Raw genomic sequence first — 18,147 nt, forward strand, 5'->3', positions numbered from 1 at the left:
TTCACACCAGCACTTCGCCGCCGTCGACGGCCAGCGTCGTACCGGTCGTGAAGGTGCTCGTCAGGGCGTAGAGGACAGCGCGTGCGGCGTCGCTGGGATCGCCGACCCGGCCGGCCGGGTTACGTCCCGCGCGGGACGCGAACAGCTCAGCCTTGCGCTGCTCACCCAGGGCGTCGTAGGCGCCGCTGTCGATGGTGCCGGGTGCGATCGCGTTCACCCGCAGCGGGGCGACCTCGACGGCCAGGGCCCGGGTGACGGCGTCGACCCCACCGTTGGTGGCGGCGACCGCCAGCATCCCGGGCGCGGGCTTACGCGCGGTGGCCCCGGAGAAGAAGACGAAGCTGCCGTCGCGGGGCATCCGCGGCGCGAAGTGCTTGGCCAACAGGATCGGGCCGAGCACCTTGGTCGACAACGACTGCAGGACGGCGTCCGGCTCCAAATCCCCCAGGTTCCCCCGGGCCCGGGCCGAGGCGGTCGACACGACGTGATCGACGTGGCCCAGTCGCTCGGCGAGCGCGGCCACACTCGCCTCGTCGGTGACATCCACGCTCTCCAAGCTCAACTCATCGCCGTAGGCGGAGATGAGCGCGTCACGGTTGCGCGAGGCGGCGATCACCGTGGCACCCGCCTCGCGGACACCGGCGACGACGGCGCGGGCGATGCCGCTGCCCCGTCCGATCACCAGTACGGTCCGGTCCTTCAGTTCACTGTTCATTATTCGGTTCCTCTCGAGAAGTTGCTCGTGAGCGGCAGGTGCGGCTCACTCGCGGGGCCGCTTGATCTCATCGACATCGAGCCCGCGGTCGAGGCCGTGCGGGATCACGTTCTGGCCCGGCTCCAGATGCAGGCGCTCGCCGTCGAGATAGACCTCGATCTTGTCGGGCTCGAAGGAGAGATGTCCGGCGATCCGGGCGACTTCAGGCCACGCCTCGGGATAGCTCCACGCGGCGCCCGCCCGCGCGCCGATGTCGTAGTAATTGGCCAGGCCCTTGTAGGGACAGAACGTCTGGACGTCGGTCTCGGTCAGGGCGAAGTGGCTGACGTCTTCCCGGGGCACATACCAGCGCGGCGCGAATCCCGACTCGTACAACACCAGCGGCCGCACGCTGTCGGCGATCACCTCATCGCCGTCGACCACCCGCAGGTGACGCGACGTTTGACGAATGTCGATGCGGTGATAGGGATCGGCGGCATGCCCGACGATGCGCTCGTCCTCTTCGTAGAAGGCGTCCATCGCCCGCCAGCCGAACGCGATCCGTCCCTTCAGCTCGCCGGCGTGTCCCGGTGGCTCGGTGTGCTCCCAAGCCGCTCGCTCCGCGCGCTCGCCGCCTGCTTCGACCGTGAACCAGGAGGTGTCGCCGAGCTCGCGGTGCCGGGTGCTGCGGGTCGTCGGGACCAGCACTCCGTCGCGAACCGAGGCGAGCGGGAAATAGGCCACCGGGTAACGGCCGGGTTCGTGCAGCAGCAGAACGTCCTCGCTGTCAGCGATCCAGGCACCGCCGAAACGAACTCGCATGCGACGGCGCAGCCGCTCGGCGAACAGCATCCGTTCGGGTAGTGGCTGCGGAACCAGGAATCGTCCTACCGCGTGCCCGGACAGCGGGCCTTGTTGCCACGCGAGTCCCATGTCGTCCCCTTAAGGTCGTCGGATGTGATGGCCAGGGCCCGGGCCTCGCCGATGACCCGGTTGAGGGTGGCGAGGTCCTGAGGCCCGTCGTGGCGCCGGCCGTTGATGAAGAAGGTGGGCGTGCCGGCCACGCCGCTGCGGTCGGCCGAGTCCACGTCGCGGCGGACCCGAGCGGCGTGCCGGTCGCGGGCCAGGTCGTCGCGGAACTGATCGACGTCCAGGCCGAGCTGCTCGGCGTAGCCGGTCAGGTCGTCGGTCGTGAGCTGGTCCTGCCGGTCGAGCAACAGGTTGTGCATGGGCCAGAAGGCGCCTTGACCGGCGGCGGCCTCGGCCGCCTCGGCCGCCTTCTGCGCATAGGGATGGACGTCGGGCAGCGGAAGATGCCGCCAGACGTACCGCAGGTCGGTGTTCTCGACGAGCAGCTCCTGCGCGGTAGGCCCGACCATCGCGGTCCACGGGCATTCGAAGTCGCCGTACTCGACCACGGTGACAACAGCTCCGACGGGGCCTTGGACGTGGTCGCGTTCACCGTCGACCGGCTCGGCCAGATCGACCAGCCCGCCGGAGGTGCCCAGCAGAGCACGTGCCCTCCGGTCGGCTGGAAGGGCTTCGATGACGCGGTAGATCACGAAGCTGAGCAGCGCCGCGGCGAGCGCGGCGGCCAGCGTGCCGATCTTGGCCTGGTCGAGCGCGGCGCCGGTGAAGGCCAGGTTGGCGATCAGCAGCGAGACGGTGAAGCCGATGCCGGCGATGCTGCCGCTCTCGAGCACAGCACCCCACCCGACCGGGGGCCGCAGCGAGCCGCCGCTGAGCCACCGGGCCAGCCAGGACGTGACGACAATGCCGACCGGCTTGCCGACGACGTAGGCGAGGAAGATTCCGATCGTGATCGGCGACCGCGCCGCCTGACGCAGCAGATCACCGTCGATCACGATGCCGGCGTTGGCCAATGCGAACAGCGGAACGATGACGTAACCGGTCGCGGCGTGCAGAGTGTGCCGCAGCCGCGAGTTGGCCGACAGCGCACCGGTCAGGCTGCGGGTGGCCGAGGCCGCCAGCTTCGCCGTCGGCTGTTCCCGGAACAGCCGGACCAGCCGGATCGCTTCCTCCAGTTCGCCCCGGCTGGGGGTGTAGGCGGTGGTGGCCAGGCCCGCGGCCAGCCCGGCGACCACCGGGTCGATACCTGCCGCCAGCAGCCCGGCCCAGGTCACCATCGTCAGGACGGCGAAGCTCCAAGCCCGGAAGCGTTGCGGAAGACGCCGCCCGGCGAGCAGAGCGGTGTAGGCGACCACCGCCACGATCAAGCCCGGTGTCTCGATGTGCTCGCTGTAGGCGAAGGCGATCACGACGAGGGCGACGAGGTCGTCGACGACGAAGACAGTCAGCACGAAGGTGCGGATGCGTTCAGGCGCGTGCGCGGCGACCAAGGTGAAGGCGCCGAGGGCGAGGGCCGTGTCGGTGGACATCGCCGCGCCCCAGCCCGCGGCGCCGGCGCCACCCCGGTTGACGGTCAGATAGATCAGCACCGGTACAGCCATCCCGGCCGCTCCGGCGAGCACGGGAAGGGCCAGCCGGCGCCGCTCGCGGAGATCACCGAGGTCGAATTCGCTGCGCGCCTCGAGGCCGACGACGAGGAAGAACAATGTCATCAGCCCGCTGTTGACCCAGTCGCGCAGCTCCAGGTGGGCCGACCACGGGCCCAGTTGCACGGTGCCGACCCAGGACCAGATGAGGTCGTACTGCAGCGCAGGAACGTTCGCCCAGAGCAGGGCGAGAACTACGGCGGCGATGAGAAGGACGGCGCCGCCGGACTCGGCGCCCGGCCAGGTCCGCCGCCGAACGTGCGGACGTCTCGCCGACATCGCCATGTCCATGGGCATGGTCTGAACCTCTGGCATCGCCTCTCCTCGTCAACAGTCACGCCGGCTGCCAGCCTGGCTGTTCGGAGTGTCGGTTCGCCTCCGCAAGTCCACGGGTCAGCCCCAGGGCAAGGCCCCGGTGCCACCCGTGGTCGAGCCCGGGGTCCCGGCCCGGCGAAGCTGACGACGGGAGATGATCCCGAGCTTGTTGAAGATTTTGCTCAGGTGCCATTCCACGGTGCGGGGGCTGATGAACAGCCGAGCTGCGATCTCGACGTTCGACAGGCCGTCACGGGTCAGTTTGACGATCTGGGTCTCCTGAGCGGTGAGTTGGCCCGACGAATCCTCGGCCCGCCGGCGGCTCGTGGGTCCCACCCGGACAGCGGCCAGGGCCGCGAAAGCATCCATGCCCATTGCCGTGAACATCTCGTGGGCGGTGCGCAGCTGTTCCCGGGCCGAGCTGTGGCGTCCGGCGTGCCACAGCCACTCACCGAAGTACAGGACGGCGCGAGCCAGATGGCTGCGTATCCGGGTTCGTTCCAGGCGCTCGATCGCCTCGCGGAAGGCGGATTCCGCGCTGTCGCGGTCGCTGAGCAAGGCCCGGCAGTACGCCTCGACGCCGAGCGCCCAATCGGTGCCGCACGCCTGCGTCATGGAGGTGAGGCGTTCCAGCGCCTCGGCCGCTGTGTCCGCGCGTCCGGTGCGTGCGGCGGCCACCACCAGTTCGGCCAGCGGCGCCCAGGTCAGAATGCCCAACTCCTGGCTCGACGAGGTCGCCTTGCGGGCGGCCTCCAGCGCCTCCTCGAAACGGCCGGTCCCGTTGCAGAGCACCGCCCATGCCCAGCCGGACGTGATCGGGCTGATCCCCTCGCCGCGCCGGCCGGCTGCGTTCCCATCGACTCGGACGAGTTCAGCCGTCCGCTCCTGCTGCCCGGCCGAGGCAGTCAGCAACTGGGTCGCGTAGGCGGACCAGCGAGTGCCGGTGCTCTGCCCGACGTTCTCCAGCTCGTCGGCGAGCGCCGTGGCGTCGGCCAGGTCACCGGTGAGCACGAGCATGATGATGCGTTCGATCAGGGCCAGTGGAAGCGCGGCCATGTCACCGGCTTCGCGGGCCGATCGCAGGAAGTTGGCCGTCAGCTCGTCGGCGGCGACGTCGTCGCACAGGTCAGCCGCGACCGAGCAGGCGAACCAGGACCACCGCCGGGCATCGTCGGGTGACAGTTGCGGGTCGTGGAACGCCCGCAGCACCGGCTTCAGCATCGGGACCCCCGCGGCGAAGCCCTTGGTGTAACGCACTGTCAGCCCTTCCAGCAGTAGGTCGGACGGGCGTGGTGGCGTGACAGTGGCCGGTGCCGGAGTGGCGGCCTCGGCCACGTCGCGCAGCGTCGCGCTGCCGGCCTGATCAGTGGCGTACCACGCGGCCCGCATGGCCTCGAGGTAAGTCGTCCGGGCCAGCGGCGGATCGATCGGCCGCAGCCGGGCCGCAGCCCGGAGCAGCAGGCCCGGGACGTCGTGCCCACTATCGACGGCAAAGGCTATACGCGCCCGCAACAGATCGGCCCGAGCATGCGACAACTCGTCTAACGGCCCCGCGTCGGCCAGCGAAACCAGGCGCAACCCGGCGTGCGGCATCCCGGCCATGTGCTTGGCCCAGGCGGCGCCGAGGAAGCGCCGCCCACGACGCTGCGGGTCGGAAGTCAGTTCGGCCGCCCGTTCGAGGAAGGCAGCCGCCGCGGCCGGCCCGCCCCGGGCTCGAGCTTGTCCGGCGCGTTCCTCCAGTTCCGCGGCGACTTCCTCGTCGAGGCCGCAGATGGCCAGGGCACGCTGCCACGCCCGGCGGTCTGGATCGGTGACCTGGTCGATGACTTCGGCCAACGCGGCGTGTACGCGGCGGCGCTGCGCACCGGTAGCGCCGTGATACACCGCCGAGCGCAGCAGCGGGTGGCGAAACCGTACCCGGGCGTCGAACTCGACGAAGCCGGCCTGGGCCAGAGCGGTCGCAATGGCGCCATCGGACTCGATGCCGAGCCGGTCGACCGCTCGCCAGACAAGCACCGGGTCGCCGGTCGGCTCGGCCGCGGCCACCAGCAGCACCTGCTGCGCCGATGGTGTCAGGGTGGCCATCTGACGGCGGTAGCTCTCCTCGATGCGTCGCGGCAAGGCCGCCCCGCTGAGCAGGCCGAAACCACCGGCCAGCTCGGCGGGGGTGAAGCCACGAGGCAGTTCGAGCAGAGCCAGTGGATTGCCGTAGCTCTCGGCGACCACCCGGTCGAGTACCGGACCGTCGATCGGGCCGATGAGCGTCGAAGTCGCCAGCAGCTTGCGAGCTTCGACGTCGGGCAGACTCTGGACCCGCAACGTCGGCAGGCCGGCGAAGTCCGAGTGGTCGGTGTCGGTACAACCGCGTGTGGCCAGCACAATGGCCAGCGATTCCGCCCGCAGCCGGCGAGCGGCGAATCCGAGAACTTGAGCCGACGCCCGGTCCAGCCATTGAGCGTCGTCGATCAAGCACACGACCGGCTGGTCCCGGCCCAGGTCGGCGAGGAGCCCGAGAACAGCGAGGCCGACCATGAACGGGTCCGGGGGCGGGCTGCCTCCGTTCATGCCGAACGCGGTGCGCAGAGCTGTGCGCTGCGGGCCGGGCAACTGAGTAAGCCGGTCGAGCATGGGGGCGCAGATCAGATGCAGGGCCGCGAAGGCGAGCTCCTGCTCCGCCTCGACACCGGAAGCGCGCACGACATGGCACCCGGTCGCCTCCGCCGCCACATGGTCGAGCAGCGCCGTCTTACCGATGCCGACCTCGCCTCGCAGCACCAGCGCCGCACTTTCACCGGTGCGGACGGCGGCGAGCAGCCGGTCCAGTGCGGCGCGTTCAGCGTTGCGGTCCAACAGCATCTAAAGAGAAACCGATCCGTCATGGCGATCAAACCCGGCGCCGACGCTGGACAAATGAGGATCGCCTACACGTCCCGGGATCGAAGCGAGCTTAGATCGGACATTCCCGCATTCCGCTCCAACTGCCATGCAATTTCCCGCGTGCCAACAATAGGAAAAACGAATAACTGATGGCCGGGCCGCCCGGCTTACCGGCGGTGGCTCGCCTCACACCATTGGGGGATAGCGCAGATCACACGAAGGCGGCCCGGCCATCATCGGGCAGACCCCGAGCGTGCAGGTCGGTGACGAAGCGCTTGCTCAACTCGTCGGTCGGCGAAGCCACCGTGACTATGATGTCGCGCAGATTCCGCGGACGCAGTGGCCGGATCGTGCCTTCGTTCCGCCCGGCGAGGGCGGACACCGGCACCAGGGTGACACCGATGTTCGCCGCGGCCAGGCCGGCGGCTGTTCGCGGACTACGCGTCCGCAGCACCGGCTCGAAGACGATGTCGTGGTCCAGCGCCAGCTCGTCGGCCCAGACGGAGAGGCCGTTCTCCGCCACATAGTGGATGAACGGCTCCTTCGCCACCTCGGCCAAGCTGATCGACGCCTCATCGGCGAAGTGGTGACCGGAGGCGGCCACGACCACCATCTCCTCACGGCCGAGCAGCTCGACGTGGTGATTCGTCGCCGTGGGCCGTGGCCCCACGACCAGATCGGCATTTCCACTGCCGAGGAACCTGTCCATCGCATCAGCGCTGATGAACTCGCTCAACTCGAAATGAACCTCGGGATGCTCCAGCCGCCACTGTCGCATCGTCGGCGTCAGCAGCCAATTGGTCATGGTCTCGGCGCAGGCGATCCGTAAGCGACCGAGCTGACCTCGCCCGACCCTGCGGCCGAGCGAGACGGCCAGACTCGCATGATGCAGAGCGCCCCGCGCTTCCTGAGCCACAGCCTGTCCCGCCGGAGTGAGGCGGACCCCTCGCGCCAAGCGCTCCACCAGCGGTGCACCGATCTCCCTCTCCAAGGAGGAGATCTGGTGAGACAACGCCGGTTGCGACATGTGCAAGGCGATGGCGGCCTGAGTCACCGAGCCGGACTGGGAAAGAGCGACCAAGCACTGGAGCGCACGAAGTGTGGCCATAAGTCCTCCCGTGACTTGGTCATGGTTACCCGTTCGAGGGTCGATTGCGGGCGTAGAGCAGACCCCCGATCAGCTCTTCCAGCACCACCAGGCCGTCCTGGCTGAGCACCGACTCGGGGTGGAACTGCACCCCGGCGAAGCCCGGCCCCTTCATGGCGTGCAGGGAGCCGTCCCGGCCGTCGCGCGAGTAGACGACCTCGCCGTAAGGCGTGCTCTCGCCGTCGCGGTCCGTGACTGCCGTGTAGGTCGAATAGAAGCCGAGTCTGCGCACCTGGCCGAACAGGTCGACGTCGCGCTGCATGCCCTGGTAGGGCGATTCCCTGCGATTGAGGGGCAGACCGAGCATCCCGCTGAGCAGCTGATGCGACAGGCACACGGCCAGGGTCGGCCGATGCTCGATGAGAAGCCGGCTCAGCAGTGCGCGCAGCGCCGTCATCTTCGGGTCGCCGGCGTCGGTCGGGTCGCCGGGCCCCGGTCCGCACACCACCAGGTCGTACGCGTCGAGGTCCTGACCGGTCCGCCGCCACGAAGTCACCGTCACCCGGAGTCCGAGACTGCGCAGCTGATGGGCGAGCATGCTGGTGAAGGTGTCCTCGCCGTCGACGATCAGCGCCGTGCGCCCCGCGAACGGCTGCCGGGCGGGAAGGCTCCGCCGGTCGTCCAGCCAGAACCGGGCCAGGTGCGCGTTGCGTCCCGCCAGAGCACGCTGCACTTCGGGAATCTCGAAGACGGCGGCGCCGGCAACCTGGTCCGGGGCCGCGGACGCACGCTGCGGGCGCAGACCGAGGGCGGTGAGCACACCGGCGGCCTTGGCGTGGGTCTCGGCGACCTCACCCTGTGGTGTCGAGTGCCGCACGACCGTGGCGCCGACGGACACCCGCACCGATCCGTCGAGGCCCATCTCCGCCGTGCGGATGAGGATAGGGGCATCCAGGGTCTGCGCTCCCTGGCTGTCCCGCCCGAGCAGCGCCAGCACGCCGGCGTAGTAGCCGCGGCCACGCTGCTCGCGGCGCGCGATCACGCGGCACGCGTTCTCCAACGGGCTGCCGGTGACCGTGGGCGCGAACATCGTGTGCCGCAACACGTCCCGAACGTCGAGGCTGGTGGCGCCGGCCAGCAGATATTCGGTGTGGGTCAGGTGCGCCATCGGCTTGAGGTACGGCCCGACGACCTGACCACCGGCCTCGGCGACCTCGGCCATCATTTTGAGCTCCTCGTCGAGCACCATGAACAGCTCGTCGGTCTCCTTGCGATCGCCCAGGAACTCGAGCAGTTCGAACGCCGAGGGCAGGCGGCCGGGGTGCCGGAGGGTACCGCTGATCGGATTCATCATCACCATGCCGTCGGCGACGCTGACGTGCCGCTCCGGCGTGGCACCGATCAGGATCCGCTCCCCGGTGAAGACAGCGAAGGTCCAATAGGCGCCCTTACCCGACAGCAGCAGCTGACGGAAAGCAAGAAGGGCTGCGGTGAGCGGGCTGCCCTCGATCGACGCACCGAACGTCCGCGCGATCACGAAGTTGGCGCCCGCGCCGCGTCCGATCTCCTCGTGAACGACTCGTTCCACCAGGTCGGCATAGTCATCGTCGGAGACGTCGAAGCCCTCCACGGACGCGATACCGACGGATCCGGCCGGCAGCGCCGCCACCACGTCGGCCAGGGGCACGCTCGATGACCGCTCGATCCGCAGACACTCCAGCGGAGCGCCGTCATCGTGATGGGCGAATCCCCGTTCGGCGATCTGACGGTAGGGGATCAGCGCGAGTGTCTGAGGCCCGTGACCGTCCGCCGGCAGCGGAATGTCGGCCAGTCGATCCACGACGGTGACGGTGCCGGTGAGCACCTTGACGTTTTCCGCGTCCTCGTCGCGGATCAGGGCGAAGGGACCGGGGTCAGTCCCAGCAGCGACCGCCGCGAGAATGTCGGTGAGGGTGTTCATTCGGTTCGTCAATGGGAGAAGACCGCCGTTCGAAGGGAGTCCATCGCATAGAAGGCCCGCGACTTCGCGGTGCCGATCGGGACGGACAGAAGGTCTGCCGCATCGCCCGCGCTGCGGCTCTTCAGATAGATCTCCTCAAGTGCACGCCGGCGCTCAGGACTCAGTTTGCGAAACGCGTCGAGCATCGTCTCGGTCGCGATGACGACATCCATCGGATCGACCGGGGTGGAATAGTTCTGCAATTCCCGCTCACCGTGATATTCCTGCGGCCGGCGGCCGCGCTTGCGCGCCTCATCGGCCGAGACATTGCGCGCTACGGTGAACAGCCAGGACTGGATGTGGTCTTCGTCGGACGGCACCTCGTCGATGTGCCGCCAGACTTTCAGCATGGTCTCCTGCAGCAAATCCTCGACAATCTGGGGCCGACATGAGTTGATTCTTTTGAGGAAACGCAACAGTGAACCGGATCGTTCCTCGAATATCTGTCGCAGTTTCTCCACGTCGCTGCGCGGGGAACCGTCCGGACTGTCGATGTCGGCGGTGCGAAAGGCCATCACATGCTCCTAGCGGCGTTGTGAAGTAAGCGGCCGGCCGCCGCCGACGTGAAACCCGTGGCGGCGGCCGGCTGGCTCGCCGGTCAGGCCGAGGCCATGGCATCGGGCGAGACGTTGCCGGGAAGCCTGCGACCGAGGAAGTCGCGGATGATCGACGTGACCGCCTCGCCCGCGTTCTCGAGGAGGAAGTGACCGCCCTCGAGCAGGTGGATCTCGGCATCGGCGGCGTCGGCGGCGAACGCCTTCGCCCCGGCCGGGCCGAAGATCTCGTCGCCCTGCCCCCACACCGCCAGGACCGGCACGCCGCTGCTGCGGAGGTATTCGTGCAGGCGCGGGTAGATCGGCGGGTTGGTGGCGTAGTCGCGGAACAGGGCGAGCTGAATCCGGTCGTTGCCCGGCCGGCTCAGCAGCGCGTAGTCGTGGTGCCAGGTGTCCGGGCTGACCACGGATTCGTCCGGCACCCCGGTGACGTACTGCCAGCGAGTCACGTCGAGCGTCAGAGCCGCGCGGATGGCCGCCTCGTTCTCCGGCGTCTGGGCCTTCTGGTAGTTCCAGACCGTCTGCCAGAAGGACTCGACGAAGCCCGCGTCATACCCGTTGCCGTTCTGAGTGATGATCGCGGTGATGGCCTCCGGGTTCCGCAGGGCGAGCCGGAAACCGATGGGGGCGCCGTAGTCCTGGACATAGATGGCGTACCGCGCGACGCCGAGCTGCTTGAGCAGCCCGGCGGTGAGGTCGGTCAGCGCCTCGAAGGTGTAGTCGAACTCGTCGGCCGACGGCGCGTCCGACAGCCCGAAGCCGAGGTGGTCGGGAGCGATGACGTGATAGCGGTCGGCCAGCGCCGGGATTAGATTGCGGAACATGAACGACGACGTCGGGAAACCGTGCAGGAGCACGATCACGGGCGCGTCGTCCGGGCCGGCCTCCCGGTAGAACAGGCGCTGCCCGTCGATGGAGGCAAACCGGTGGTGAACGTTCGGCATCGCCCCTCCTTCATATTGGTGGATGAACCGTCGGGACGGTCTTGAACTCTGGGTGTGAGCTTTTCTCGACATCTGGTGGCTTCGCCTCCGAATGACCACGGGTCGACCCCCGGCCCGTTCCCCGGGACGACCGGGGCACCGTCCGTCCCGGCCACGGGCCGGGGCCGCCGTCACCCGGCCTGTCGGTGGATCGCCCGCACGTCGAAGCCGAGCGCCGCAAGGACCTTGACCGCGCCTGACCTGCCACCTTCGAAGTCGGCCGAGGCCAGCCGGTGGCCGGTCGCAAACTCGTAAGCCACGCCGAGAATCGCCTTCGGTGGGTAGCTACGGCCCTTGACAACCAACTCGTAGGTCGTGGTCGGCGCGAACCCGTGCCGGGCGAAGAAGGACTCCGGCCCCAGCCGGTCGTACTCCGCCACCGCTCGTTCGACGTCGGCGCGGTTGACGTTGTCCCACTTCGGCATCGCAGCGGCCGCTCTAGTTGCGGCCGGCCATGACGCCGCCGTCGACGTTGAGAATTGTCCCGGTCACCCAGCTCGCCTGGTCGGAGAGCAGGTAGTTGATGGCGGCGGAGATGTCCTTCGGCGTTCCGACGCGACCGAGCGGGTGCAGGCCGGCGAAGCTCTCGATCGTCGCCGCGATCTGGTCGTGCGGGATGAAGGCTTCGTAGATCGGTGTCGCCACGACAGCGGGAGCCACCGCGTTGACCCGGATCTGGTGGGGGGCGAGCTCCAGGGCCAGATTATGGGTGAGGGCGTGCAGGCCCGCCTTCGCCATGGAGTAGGCGCTGGAGGGCGTCGCACCGATCGCCTGGTGTGCCCACATGCTGCCCACCGTGACGATCGCGCCGCCGGAGCCTCCGTCGATCATGCCGCGGGCGACGGTCTGGGTCAGAAAGAAGATCGCGCGATTGAGCTCGTGGTACGAGTCGTAGGCGTCGCCGTCGTGGTCGAGGAAGGGCTGAGGCCGGAAGACCCCGGCCGCGTTGACCAGCAGGGTGGCGTCGGAGTGCTCGGCGGCCAGCTGTTCCTGGACCCGGCGGACATCGTCACGGTCGGTGAGGTCGGCGGTGATACCGAAGACCTTGCCCTGAGTTCCCAACACCATCGTGGTTTCGTTTACTTTGTCGGTATCGCGGCCGATGATGACGGCACTACCCCCGTCGGCCACGAAGTCCGCGGCGACCTGCCGTCCCATCCCGCTGCTGCCGCCGACCACAATGAGTTTGCGGTCACCGAAGCCTGCAGTCATGATTGTTCCTCCCTGGGTACGCCGGTTATGCGGGTGCACACCCGACCGGCTCACTGGTCACTTTCGCCCCAGGCCCAGATCCGTCGCGTCAGAGAATCGACCGGTTGGACCCCGGGGTCCCGGGTCATCGGCCCGGGGTACGCCGGCCGATACCGGGGGTGTCACCGGGGGTCGACTCGGGCGTCGTTCGGCCCGGCGGAGGGCACGATCGGCACATGGGCGTCAACGCATCCGCCGAAACCGCGCCGCCGGTTCTGTTTCCCTGCCTGCTGGGAGTCGACGAACGCGCCCGGCTCGACGAACTCGCGCGCCACGCCACGGGTGGCCGTGGCGTGGCATTGCGCATCGAGGGGGAACGCGGCATCGGGAAGTCCTCGGCTCTGGACTACGTCATCGACCGGATCACCGAATTCCGCGTTGTGCGCATGCGAGCGGTCGCGGCCGAACAGGAGATCGCGTACGCGGGCTTGCACCTGCTCTGCGGCGACCTGCTCGACGACCTCGCATCCGTGGCCGACATCCGGGCCGGCTCGCTGAGCGCCGCGTTCGGCCTGACCGACGAGCCCCGGCCGGACGCCGCCGCGGTCGGTTCGGCCGTGCTCGAGCTGTTCGATGGCCTCACCCGAGCACAGCCCATGTGCCTGGTGATCGACGATGCGCAGTGGCTCGACCGGGCCACTGCCGAGGTGTTGTCCTACGTCGCCGCCCGGGTGGACAGCCGGCCGCTGATGATCCTTGTGGCCGGCGACGGCATCGAACAGCCGGGCACGCCGGCCGGCTTCCCGTCCATGCGCCTGCGCCCGCTGAGCCCCAGCGAGGCGCGCACCCGGATCGCCTCGATCTCGGCGGGACCGATCGACGACGTGGTCACCGACCGCCTCCTCGCCGAGTGCCGCGGCAACCTCCGCCGGCTGGCCGAATCGCTCGAAAGCTTCGCCGGCGCCGAGCCGGCCGGAGGATTCGGCGTCCCGGCCATGCGGCCCGGCCATTCCTGTACGCACGCGCCCACGCGTCCATGTCGCAGCCGAACGGCGCGTCTCGCGTCGCAGGCGCGGCGGCTGCTCCTGGCCGCCGCGGCCGACATGACCGGCGACGTCGCCCTCCTCGAGCGCCTCGCCACGGAATTCGGGTCGAGCGTCGAGGAGCTCACCACCGCGGGTCTCGTCGCGACCGGCGACCGAATCACCTTCACCTGCCCGGAGTTGAGGTCGATCACCTACTACTCCGCCGCGGCCGCGGACCGGCGGCTGGTCCATCGCATGATCGGCGAGAACACCGTCGGCGATCCGCCGCGGCAGGCGTGGCATCTCGGCCTGGCCGCGCCCCGCCCTGACAACCGCCTCGCCGATGAACTCGAAAGGCACTCGGCGGCAGCCCGGTCCCGTGGCGGCGCCCCCGCACATGCGGCGTTCCTGGAGCGGGCAGCCCTGCTCACCGGCGACCCTGAGAAGCGCTACGACCGGGCGCTGACCGCGTCGACGGCCATGTACGACATCGGCGATCTCGCCGCGGCTCAGCGGCTGCTGGCGATCGCGCCGCCGGACCCGCAGGACACCACGCGTTCGGCCCGTCAGCGATGGCATCGGGCCCGGATCGACACCGTGATCCGGCCCGGTGCCGAGTCGGCACGGTACCTACTCGAGTCGGCTCGGCAACTGCGACCACTCGACCCGGCCGACGCCCGCGAGGCGTACCTGGAAGCCCTGCTGGCAGCGATGTCCGCGGCCAAGCCCGCGGACCGCAGTCTGCTGATCGTCACGGCCACCGAGGCCCGGGCGGTCACCGCCGGGGGCACCGGTGATCCGGCCGATCAGATTCTGCACGGCCTGACGATCCGGATTCTCGAGGGCTATGCCCCCTCGGTGGAGCCGCTTCGAGCCGCCGTCGCGGCATTCGACGATCAGCGTCTCGCCCCTCGGTCGGCCCGATGGGTGGGGCTCGCCGGTCTGATCGCCGGCGATGTCTGGGACAGCCGGGCCTGGCACGAGCTGGCCCGGCGTCATCCGGTCGCCGGGCGCGGTCCTGGGCTCGAGGACCTGCTCATGCAGATCTCTCGACGGGCCCGCAGCCACGACTCCGAGATCGCCGAAGCCGTCGCGGCCGCGATCCTGCACAACGCGGCCGGGCTTTACGATCAGGCTGTCGACGCCGCCCGCACGGCGGTACGGACGGAACACCCCTGTTTCACCGGCTGGGCATTGGCCGAGTTGGTCGAGGCGGCGGTACGGGCCGGCAACGACGGCCTTGCCGCTGAGGCGGCGACCCAGCTCTTCCGGCGCACCACGCCGGCCGGAACCGACTGGGCCCGGGGTGTTCAGGCCACGGCCGAAGCGCTGCTCAGCGACGGGCCGGAGGCCGAAGACCTCTACCGGGAAGCTGTCCAGCGGCTCAGCCGCACCGGTCTGCTCTACCGACTGGCGCGAGCGGAGCTTCTCTTCGGCGAATGGCTGCGCCGGCGGAACCGCCGCATCGACGCGCGCACCCAGCTCCGCTCCGCGAGCGAGCACTTCACCGAGCTGGGTGCGGCGGCGTTCGTCGAGCGGGCCCGCCGCGAACTGCTCGCGACGGGCGAGGCTTCGCGCAAACGCAGCTATGCCAACCGCCACGAGTTGACCCCTCAGGAGGCCCGGGTGGCCGCCCTGGCCCGCGACGGGTCAACCAATGCCGAGATCGCCGAGCGGTTGTTCGTGAGCCCTCGTACAGTGGAATATCACCTCTACAAGGCCTTCGCCAAGCTCGGGGTCAACTCGCGGGCGAAGCTCCAGCGGATCCAGGAGCTGTGACACCGGCGTGGTTCAGGTCGGCCACCAGCATCGGCTGCGGAACCCTGACCGCGAGTGCGGAGAAGCCTTCCGCGTCGACGCAAGCGACGCCTTCGCGGTCCACGATGACCATCAGCCGTCCGTCGCAGCCGGAGCAGAGCAGCACCGTTCCGGCCCCTCGGAACACCTTCACCCGGGCCAGAACAGACTTCTTTGCGCAATGCGCGCATGTGGCCGCGACCCCGGTCATCTCCTGCCCGAACAAGTCGTGCAGCAAAGTCGCCACGGCGTTGCCGTCCAGAGCGTTCATCTTGCTCCTCCTGTACCACCGAATCTCTCTGTGTGGATGCGTTCCGGCGCGTGTCCAGCGGTGACGAGCAGTGACGCCGCCGTCTCTACGAACACAGTCGGACCACATATGAAAGTCAAGGGTTTATCCGCCGGCGCCCAACTCACATCCGCGAGCATCATGTCGTCGAGGCGGCGGTGGTAGCCGTTCCAGCCGGCCGGAGCCGATCGCGTATAGGTCAGGCTCACGTCGATCTCGTCCGACGTCGCGAACCGCATGATTTCATCGCCGTAGATGAAGCTGTCCGGGCTCCGCATCGAGTACAGCAGCCGCACCGGCACCCGACTATGCATGGCCCGGTGATGACGGAGCATCGAGCCCAGTGGCACGATGCCCGACCCACCGGCGATCAGCAGCAGCGGACCCCCCAGTGATTCCTCCCAGACGAAGTCACCGCCCACCGGCCCCCGCAACTCCAGCTGGTCGCCTTCACGCAAATCCTCGACGAGGTAGGGCGACACCTCACCGTCTGATATCCGTTCAACCGTCAGCTCCAGGTAGACCGAACCCGGCGCGGAGGCGATCGAATAGCTGCGCTCGGCCTGGTATCCGTCCTCCGCGGTCAATCTGATGTCGACGTGCTGGCCGGCACGATGCCCCGGCCAGCCCGGGACCTGCAGACCGATCGTCCTGGTCTGGGCGTTCTCCCGCACCAGTTTGACGACACTGCCGGTCAGCCAGTTCAGTCGCCGGAGTAACGCTGTTCCTGCCATGGGTCTCCGTAGTTGTGATAGCCGTACCGCTCCCAGAACCCCGGCGCGTCCTCGTCGCGCAGCTCCAGTTCGCGGATCCACTTGGCGCTCTTCCAGAGATACAGATGGGGTACGAGCAGCCGGGCCGGTCCGCCGTGCTCGGGTTCGAGCGGCTCGCCCTCGTAGGTGTACGCGATCATCGCCTGATCGCCTCGGAGGTCGGCCAGCGGCACGTTGGTGGTGTATCCGCCGTCGCAGTGCGCGAGCGCGTAGGTCCCGGTAGCGCCCACGAAGCGCAGCAGCGTGTCGATGCTGACGCCGGTCCACGTGGTGCCGAGCTTGGACCACTTGGTGACGCAGTGGATGTCGACGGTTCGGGTCGTGCTGGGCAGTGCCCGGAACTCCTCCCACGTCCATGACATCGGCTGCTCGACGGCGCCGCCGACCCGGAAAGTCCAGTCACGCAGTGGCGTCCGCGGCGTCGGGCCGGCCGACAGCACCGGAAAGCTCGTCGTCACATGCTGTCCGGGCGGAATCCGCGCGGAGTCGTCGCCGACCGGTCGCCGGCCGTGGAAGCCCCGTGCGATCGGGGAGGTCATCCCTGGGTCCTGCTCTGGTACGCCTCCAGGAGCCGCAGCCACACCTCACTGATGGTCGGGAACGACGGAACAGCATGCCACAGCCGGTTGACGGGCACCTGGCCGGCGACGGCAACAGTGGCGGAGTGGAGCAGCTCGGTGACGCCATAGCCGGCGAACGTCACGCCGAGCACTGTCTGGGTCCCGTTGTCGACGACCATGCGGGCGCGTCCCTGATAGTCGTCGGCGAACAGCTGCGCCCCGGCGACCGTCGCCGCGATGTCGACGTCGACGACCTCGACGTCGTGACCCCGGCGGCGCGCCTGGTCAGCCGAGAGCCCGACGGCGGCGACCTCGGGGTCGGTGAAGATGACCTGCGGCAGCGCGTCCACGTCGGCGGTCGCCGCGTGCTGACCGTAGTGGGAGGTGTCCAGCGTCTGGCCGCCGGCGAGGGCAGTGATCGCGGCGCCGACGATGCGGGCCTGGTATTTGCCCTGATGAGTCAAGAGAGCGCGATGGTTGACGTCGCCGATCGCGTAGAGCCAGTTGCCGTCGACCCCTCGCACTCGGCACGTGTCGTCCACGTCGAACCACGAGCCGGGCGTGAGTCCTACCGTCTCCAGACCGATGTCACCGGTCAGCGGGACCCGGCCGACGGCGACGAGCACCTCGTCCGCCTCCAGATCGCTGCCGTCCTCGATCACCAGTGTCACGGGACCCGACGGTGACGGCCGGCGCATGGCGGTGACGGCGGCGTTGTGCCGGACGTCGATGCCGGCCTCCTCGAGCGCGGCCCCGACCATATCGCCGGCGAACGGCTCGAACTGCGGGAGCAGCCGCGACTCGCGAGACAGCAAGGTCACCGCGGCACCCAGGCCCTGCCAGGCCGTCGCCATCTCCACACCGACCGCGCCGCCGCCCACAACGGCCAGGCGGGCGGGCACCGTGGAGGTGTCGGTCGCGGTCCGGTTCGTCCACACACGCGCCTCGGCGATGCCGGGCATGTCAGGCAGCGCCGCGCGGCTCCCGGTGCAGACAACGACGGCGTGCCGGGCGGAAAGCACGATGATCTGGTCCTGCGCTGTGTCGACGGCCACACGGCGCGCACCGTCGATCCGGCCGTGACCACGGAACAGGTCGGCTCCGATGTTCTTCACCCACTGCGCTTGCCCGGAGTCATCCCAATCAGTGACGAACCGGTCACGTCTGCGAAAGACCCCTGAGGCGTCGACCGGGCCCGTCACGGCCTGCCGGGCACCGTCGAGCCTGCGGGCCTCGCCGACGGCCACGACCGGGCGCAGCATCGCCTTGCTGGGAATGCACGCCCAGTAGGAACATTCGCCGCCGACGAGTTCCTTCTCGACCACGGCCACGGAAAGACCGCCCGCGCGGGCGCGCGCGGCGACGCTCTGGCCGACCGGACCGGCACCGATGACAATCACGTCATAGGTGGTGTCCTTGGGAAACTCTGGTGCGGAAGTGCTCATCGTTCTCGCCTCTCGAAATCGCGTGCGGGCCGGCTTCCCTCA

15 protein-coding genes are annotated in these 18,147 nt (G+C 69.0%); 1 reads left to right on the forward strand and 14 read right to left on the reverse strand.

Going from position 1 to position 18,147, the window contains the following annotated elements; translation table 11 throughout:
- Position 1: 1 nt before the first annotated feature.
- The 10 genes from AB0J66_RS38270 to AB0J66_RS38315 all read right to left on the reverse strand — a co-directional run bounded on the left by AB0J66_RS38270 (position 2) and on the right by AB0J66_RS38315 (position 12,237).
- Positions 2–715 carry an SDR family oxidoreductase gene (locus AB0J66_RS38270; RefSeq protein WP_364671821.1) on the reverse strand — a complete coding sequence of 238 codons (714 nt, stop codon included), beginning with the start codon at positions 713–715 and terminating at the stop codon, positions 2–4.
- A gap of 45 nt (positions 716–760) precedes the next feature.
- A complete protein-coding gene (locus AB0J66_RS38275; protein WP_364671824.1) occupies positions 761–1,627 on the reverse strand; it encodes a DUF427 domain-containing protein in 867 nt (288 codons plus the stop codon).
- Positions 1,582–3,525: a Na+/H+ antiporter NhaA gene (locus tag AB0J66_RS38280; protein ID WP_364671827.1), complete on the reverse strand. Its 1,944-nt coding sequence runs from the start codon at positions 3,523–3,525 to the stop codon at positions 1,582–1,584. The genes AB0J66_RS38275 and AB0J66_RS38280 overlap by 46 nt, the downstream gene beginning before the upstream one ends.
- A 78-nt stretch (positions 3,526–3,603) precedes the next feature.
- Positions 3,604–6,381 carry an AAA family ATPase gene (locus AB0J66_RS38285; RefSeq protein ID WP_364671829.1) on the reverse strand — a complete coding sequence of 926 codons (2,778 nt, stop codon included), beginning with the start codon at positions 6,379–6,381 and terminating at the stop codon, positions 3,604–3,606.
- A gap of 232 nt (positions 6,382–6,613) precedes the next feature.
- Positions 6,614–7,510: a LysR family transcriptional regulator gene (locus tag AB0J66_RS38290; RefSeq protein ID WP_364671831.1), complete on the reverse strand. Its 897-nt coding sequence runs from the start codon at positions 7,508–7,510 to the stop codon at positions 6,614–6,616.
- Positions 7,511–7,535: 25 nt separating this feature from the next.
- Entirely contained in the window at positions 7,536–9,449 is a 1,914-nt protein-coding gene (locus AB0J66_RS38295) for an anthranilate synthase family protein (RefSeq protein ID WP_364671833.1), read from the reverse strand.
- Positions 9,450–9,457: 8 nt separating this feature from the next.
- On the reverse strand, positions 9,458–10,003 hold the full coding sequence (locus AB0J66_RS38300; protein ID WP_364671836.1) for a sigma-70 family RNA polymerase sigma factor: 546 nt from the start codon (positions 10,001–10,003) through the stop codon (positions 9,458–9,460).
- Between the two features lie 83 nt (positions 10,004–10,086).
- Complete coding sequence (locus tag AB0J66_RS38305; protein ID WP_364671838.1) at positions 10,087–10,986, reverse strand: alpha/beta hydrolase; 900 nt, start codon at positions 10,984–10,986, stop codon at positions 10,087–10,089.
- A 170-nt stretch (positions 10,987–11,156) separates the two neighbouring features.
- Complete coding sequence (locus tag AB0J66_RS38310; protein WP_364671840.1) at positions 11,157–11,450, reverse strand: hypothetical protein; 294 nt, start codon at positions 11,448–11,450, stop codon at positions 11,157–11,159.
- Positions 11,451–11,463: 13 nt separating this feature from the next.
- Positions 11,464–12,237 (reverse strand): SDR family oxidoreductase, encoded by a 774-nt coding sequence (locus tag AB0J66_RS38315; RefSeq protein WP_364671843.1) that lies wholly within the window; start codon positions 12,235–12,237, stop codon positions 11,464–11,466.
- Positions 12,238–12,452: 215 nt separating this feature from the next.
- Between AB0J66_RS38315 and AB0J66_RS38320 the strand changes: the two genes are divergently transcribed.
- A complete protein-coding gene (locus AB0J66_RS38320) occupies positions 12,453–15,020 on the forward strand; it encodes an AAA family ATPase (protein ID WP_364671846.1) in 2,568 nt (855 codons plus the stop codon).
- Here AB0J66_RS38320 and AB0J66_RS38325 read toward each other — a convergent pair.
- The 4 genes from AB0J66_RS38325 to AB0J66_RS38340 are packed head-to-tail and all read right to left on the reverse strand — an operon-like array spanning position 14,980 to position 18,105.
- Complete coding sequence (locus AB0J66_RS38325) at positions 14,980–15,309, reverse strand: DUF6510 family protein (protein WP_364671849.1); 330 nt, start codon at positions 15,307–15,309, stop codon at positions 14,980–14,982. The genes AB0J66_RS38320 and AB0J66_RS38325 overlap by 41 nt on opposite strands.
- Positions 15,306–16,061 carry a ferredoxin reductase gene (locus AB0J66_RS38330; RefSeq protein ID WP_364671851.1) on the reverse strand — a complete coding sequence of 252 codons (756 nt, stop codon included), beginning with the start codon at positions 16,059–16,061 and terminating at the stop codon, positions 15,306–15,308. The genes AB0J66_RS38325 and AB0J66_RS38330 overlap by 4 nt, the downstream gene beginning before the upstream one ends.
- A complete protein-coding gene (locus AB0J66_RS38335) occupies positions 16,031–16,639 on the reverse strand; it encodes a sulfite oxidase-like oxidoreductase (protein WP_364671853.1) in 609 nt (202 codons plus the stop codon). The genes AB0J66_RS38330 and AB0J66_RS38335 overlap by 31 nt, the downstream gene beginning before the upstream one ends.
- Entirely contained in the window at positions 16,636–18,105 is a 1,470-nt protein-coding gene (locus AB0J66_RS38340) for an NAD(P)/FAD-dependent oxidoreductase (RefSeq protein WP_364671855.1), read from the reverse strand. The genes AB0J66_RS38335 and AB0J66_RS38340 overlap by 4 nt, the downstream gene beginning before the upstream one ends.
- Positions 18,106–18,147: the final 42 nt, after the last annotated feature.

This window comes from Actinoplanes sp. NPDC049598, from assembly GCF_040675435.1.
In the GTDB taxonomy this organism is placed as follows: Bacteria; Actinomycetota; Actinomycetes; order Mycobacteriales; family Micromonosporaceae; genus Actinoplanes.

What these genes read in the sequence shown, in the direction of transcription:
- AB0J66_RS38270 (WP_364671821.1), bottom strand. Translation starts at nt 715, where the DNA reads ATGAACAGTGAACTGAAGGACCGGACCGTACTGGTGATCGGACGGGGC.
- AB0J66_RS38315 (WP_364671843.1), bottom strand. Translation starts at nt 12,237, where the DNA reads ATGACTGCAGGCTTCGGTGACCGCAAACTCATTGTGGTCGGCGGCAGC.
- AB0J66_RS38325 (WP_364671849.1), bottom strand. Translation starts at nt 15,309, where the DNA reads ATGAACGCTCTGGACGGCAACGCCGTGGCGACTTTGCTGCACGACTTG.
- AB0J66_RS38335 (WP_364671853.1), bottom strand. Translation starts at nt 16,639, where the DNA reads ATGACCTCCCCGATCGCACGGGGCTTCCACGGCCGGCGACCGGTCGGC.
- AB0J66_RS38280 (WP_364671827.1), bottom strand. Translation starts at nt 3,525, where the DNA reads ATGCCAGAGGTTCAGACCATGCCCATGGACATGGCGATGTCGGCGAGA.
- AB0J66_RS38330 (WP_364671851.1), bottom strand. Translation starts at nt 16,061, where the DNA reads ATGGCAGGAACAGCGTTACTCCGGCGACTGAACTGGCTGACCGGCAGT.
- AB0J66_RS38290 (WP_364671831.1), bottom strand. Translation starts at nt 7,510, where the DNA reads ATGGCCACACTTCGTGCGCTCCAGTGCTTGGTCGCTCTTTCCCAGTCC.
- AB0J66_RS38310 (WP_364671840.1), bottom strand. Translation starts at nt 11,450, where the DNA reads ATGCCGAAGTGGGACAACGTCAACCGCGCCGACGTCGAACGAGCGGTG.
- AB0J66_RS38295 (WP_364671833.1), bottom strand. Translation starts at nt 9,449, where the DNA reads ATGAACACCCTCACCGACATTCTCGCGGCGGTCGCTGCTGGGACTGAC.
- AB0J66_RS38340 (WP_364671855.1), bottom strand. Translation starts at nt 18,105, where the DNA reads ATGAGCACTTCCGCACCAGAGTTTCCCAAGGACACCACCTATGACGTG.
- AB0J66_RS38275 (WP_364671824.1), bottom strand. Translation starts at nt 1,627, where the DNA reads ATGGGACTCGCGTGGCAACAAGGCCCGCTGTCCGGGCACGCGGTAGGA.
- AB0J66_RS38305 (WP_364671838.1), bottom strand. Translation starts at nt 10,986, where the DNA reads ATGCCGAACGTTCACCACCGGTTTGCCTCCATCGACGGGCAGCGCCTG.
- AB0J66_RS38300 (WP_364671836.1), bottom strand. Translation starts at nt 10,003, where the DNA reads ATGGCCTTTCGCACCGCCGACATCGACAGTCCGGACGGTTCCCCGCGC.
- AB0J66_RS38285 (WP_364671829.1), bottom strand. Translation starts at nt 6,381, where the DNA reads ATGCTGTTGGACCGCAACGCTGAACGCGCCGCACTGGACCGGCTGCTC.
- AB0J66_RS38320 (WP_364671846.1), top strand. Translation starts at nt 12,453, where the DNA reads ATGGGCGTCAACGCATCCGCCGAAACCGCGCCGCCGGTTCTGTTTCCC.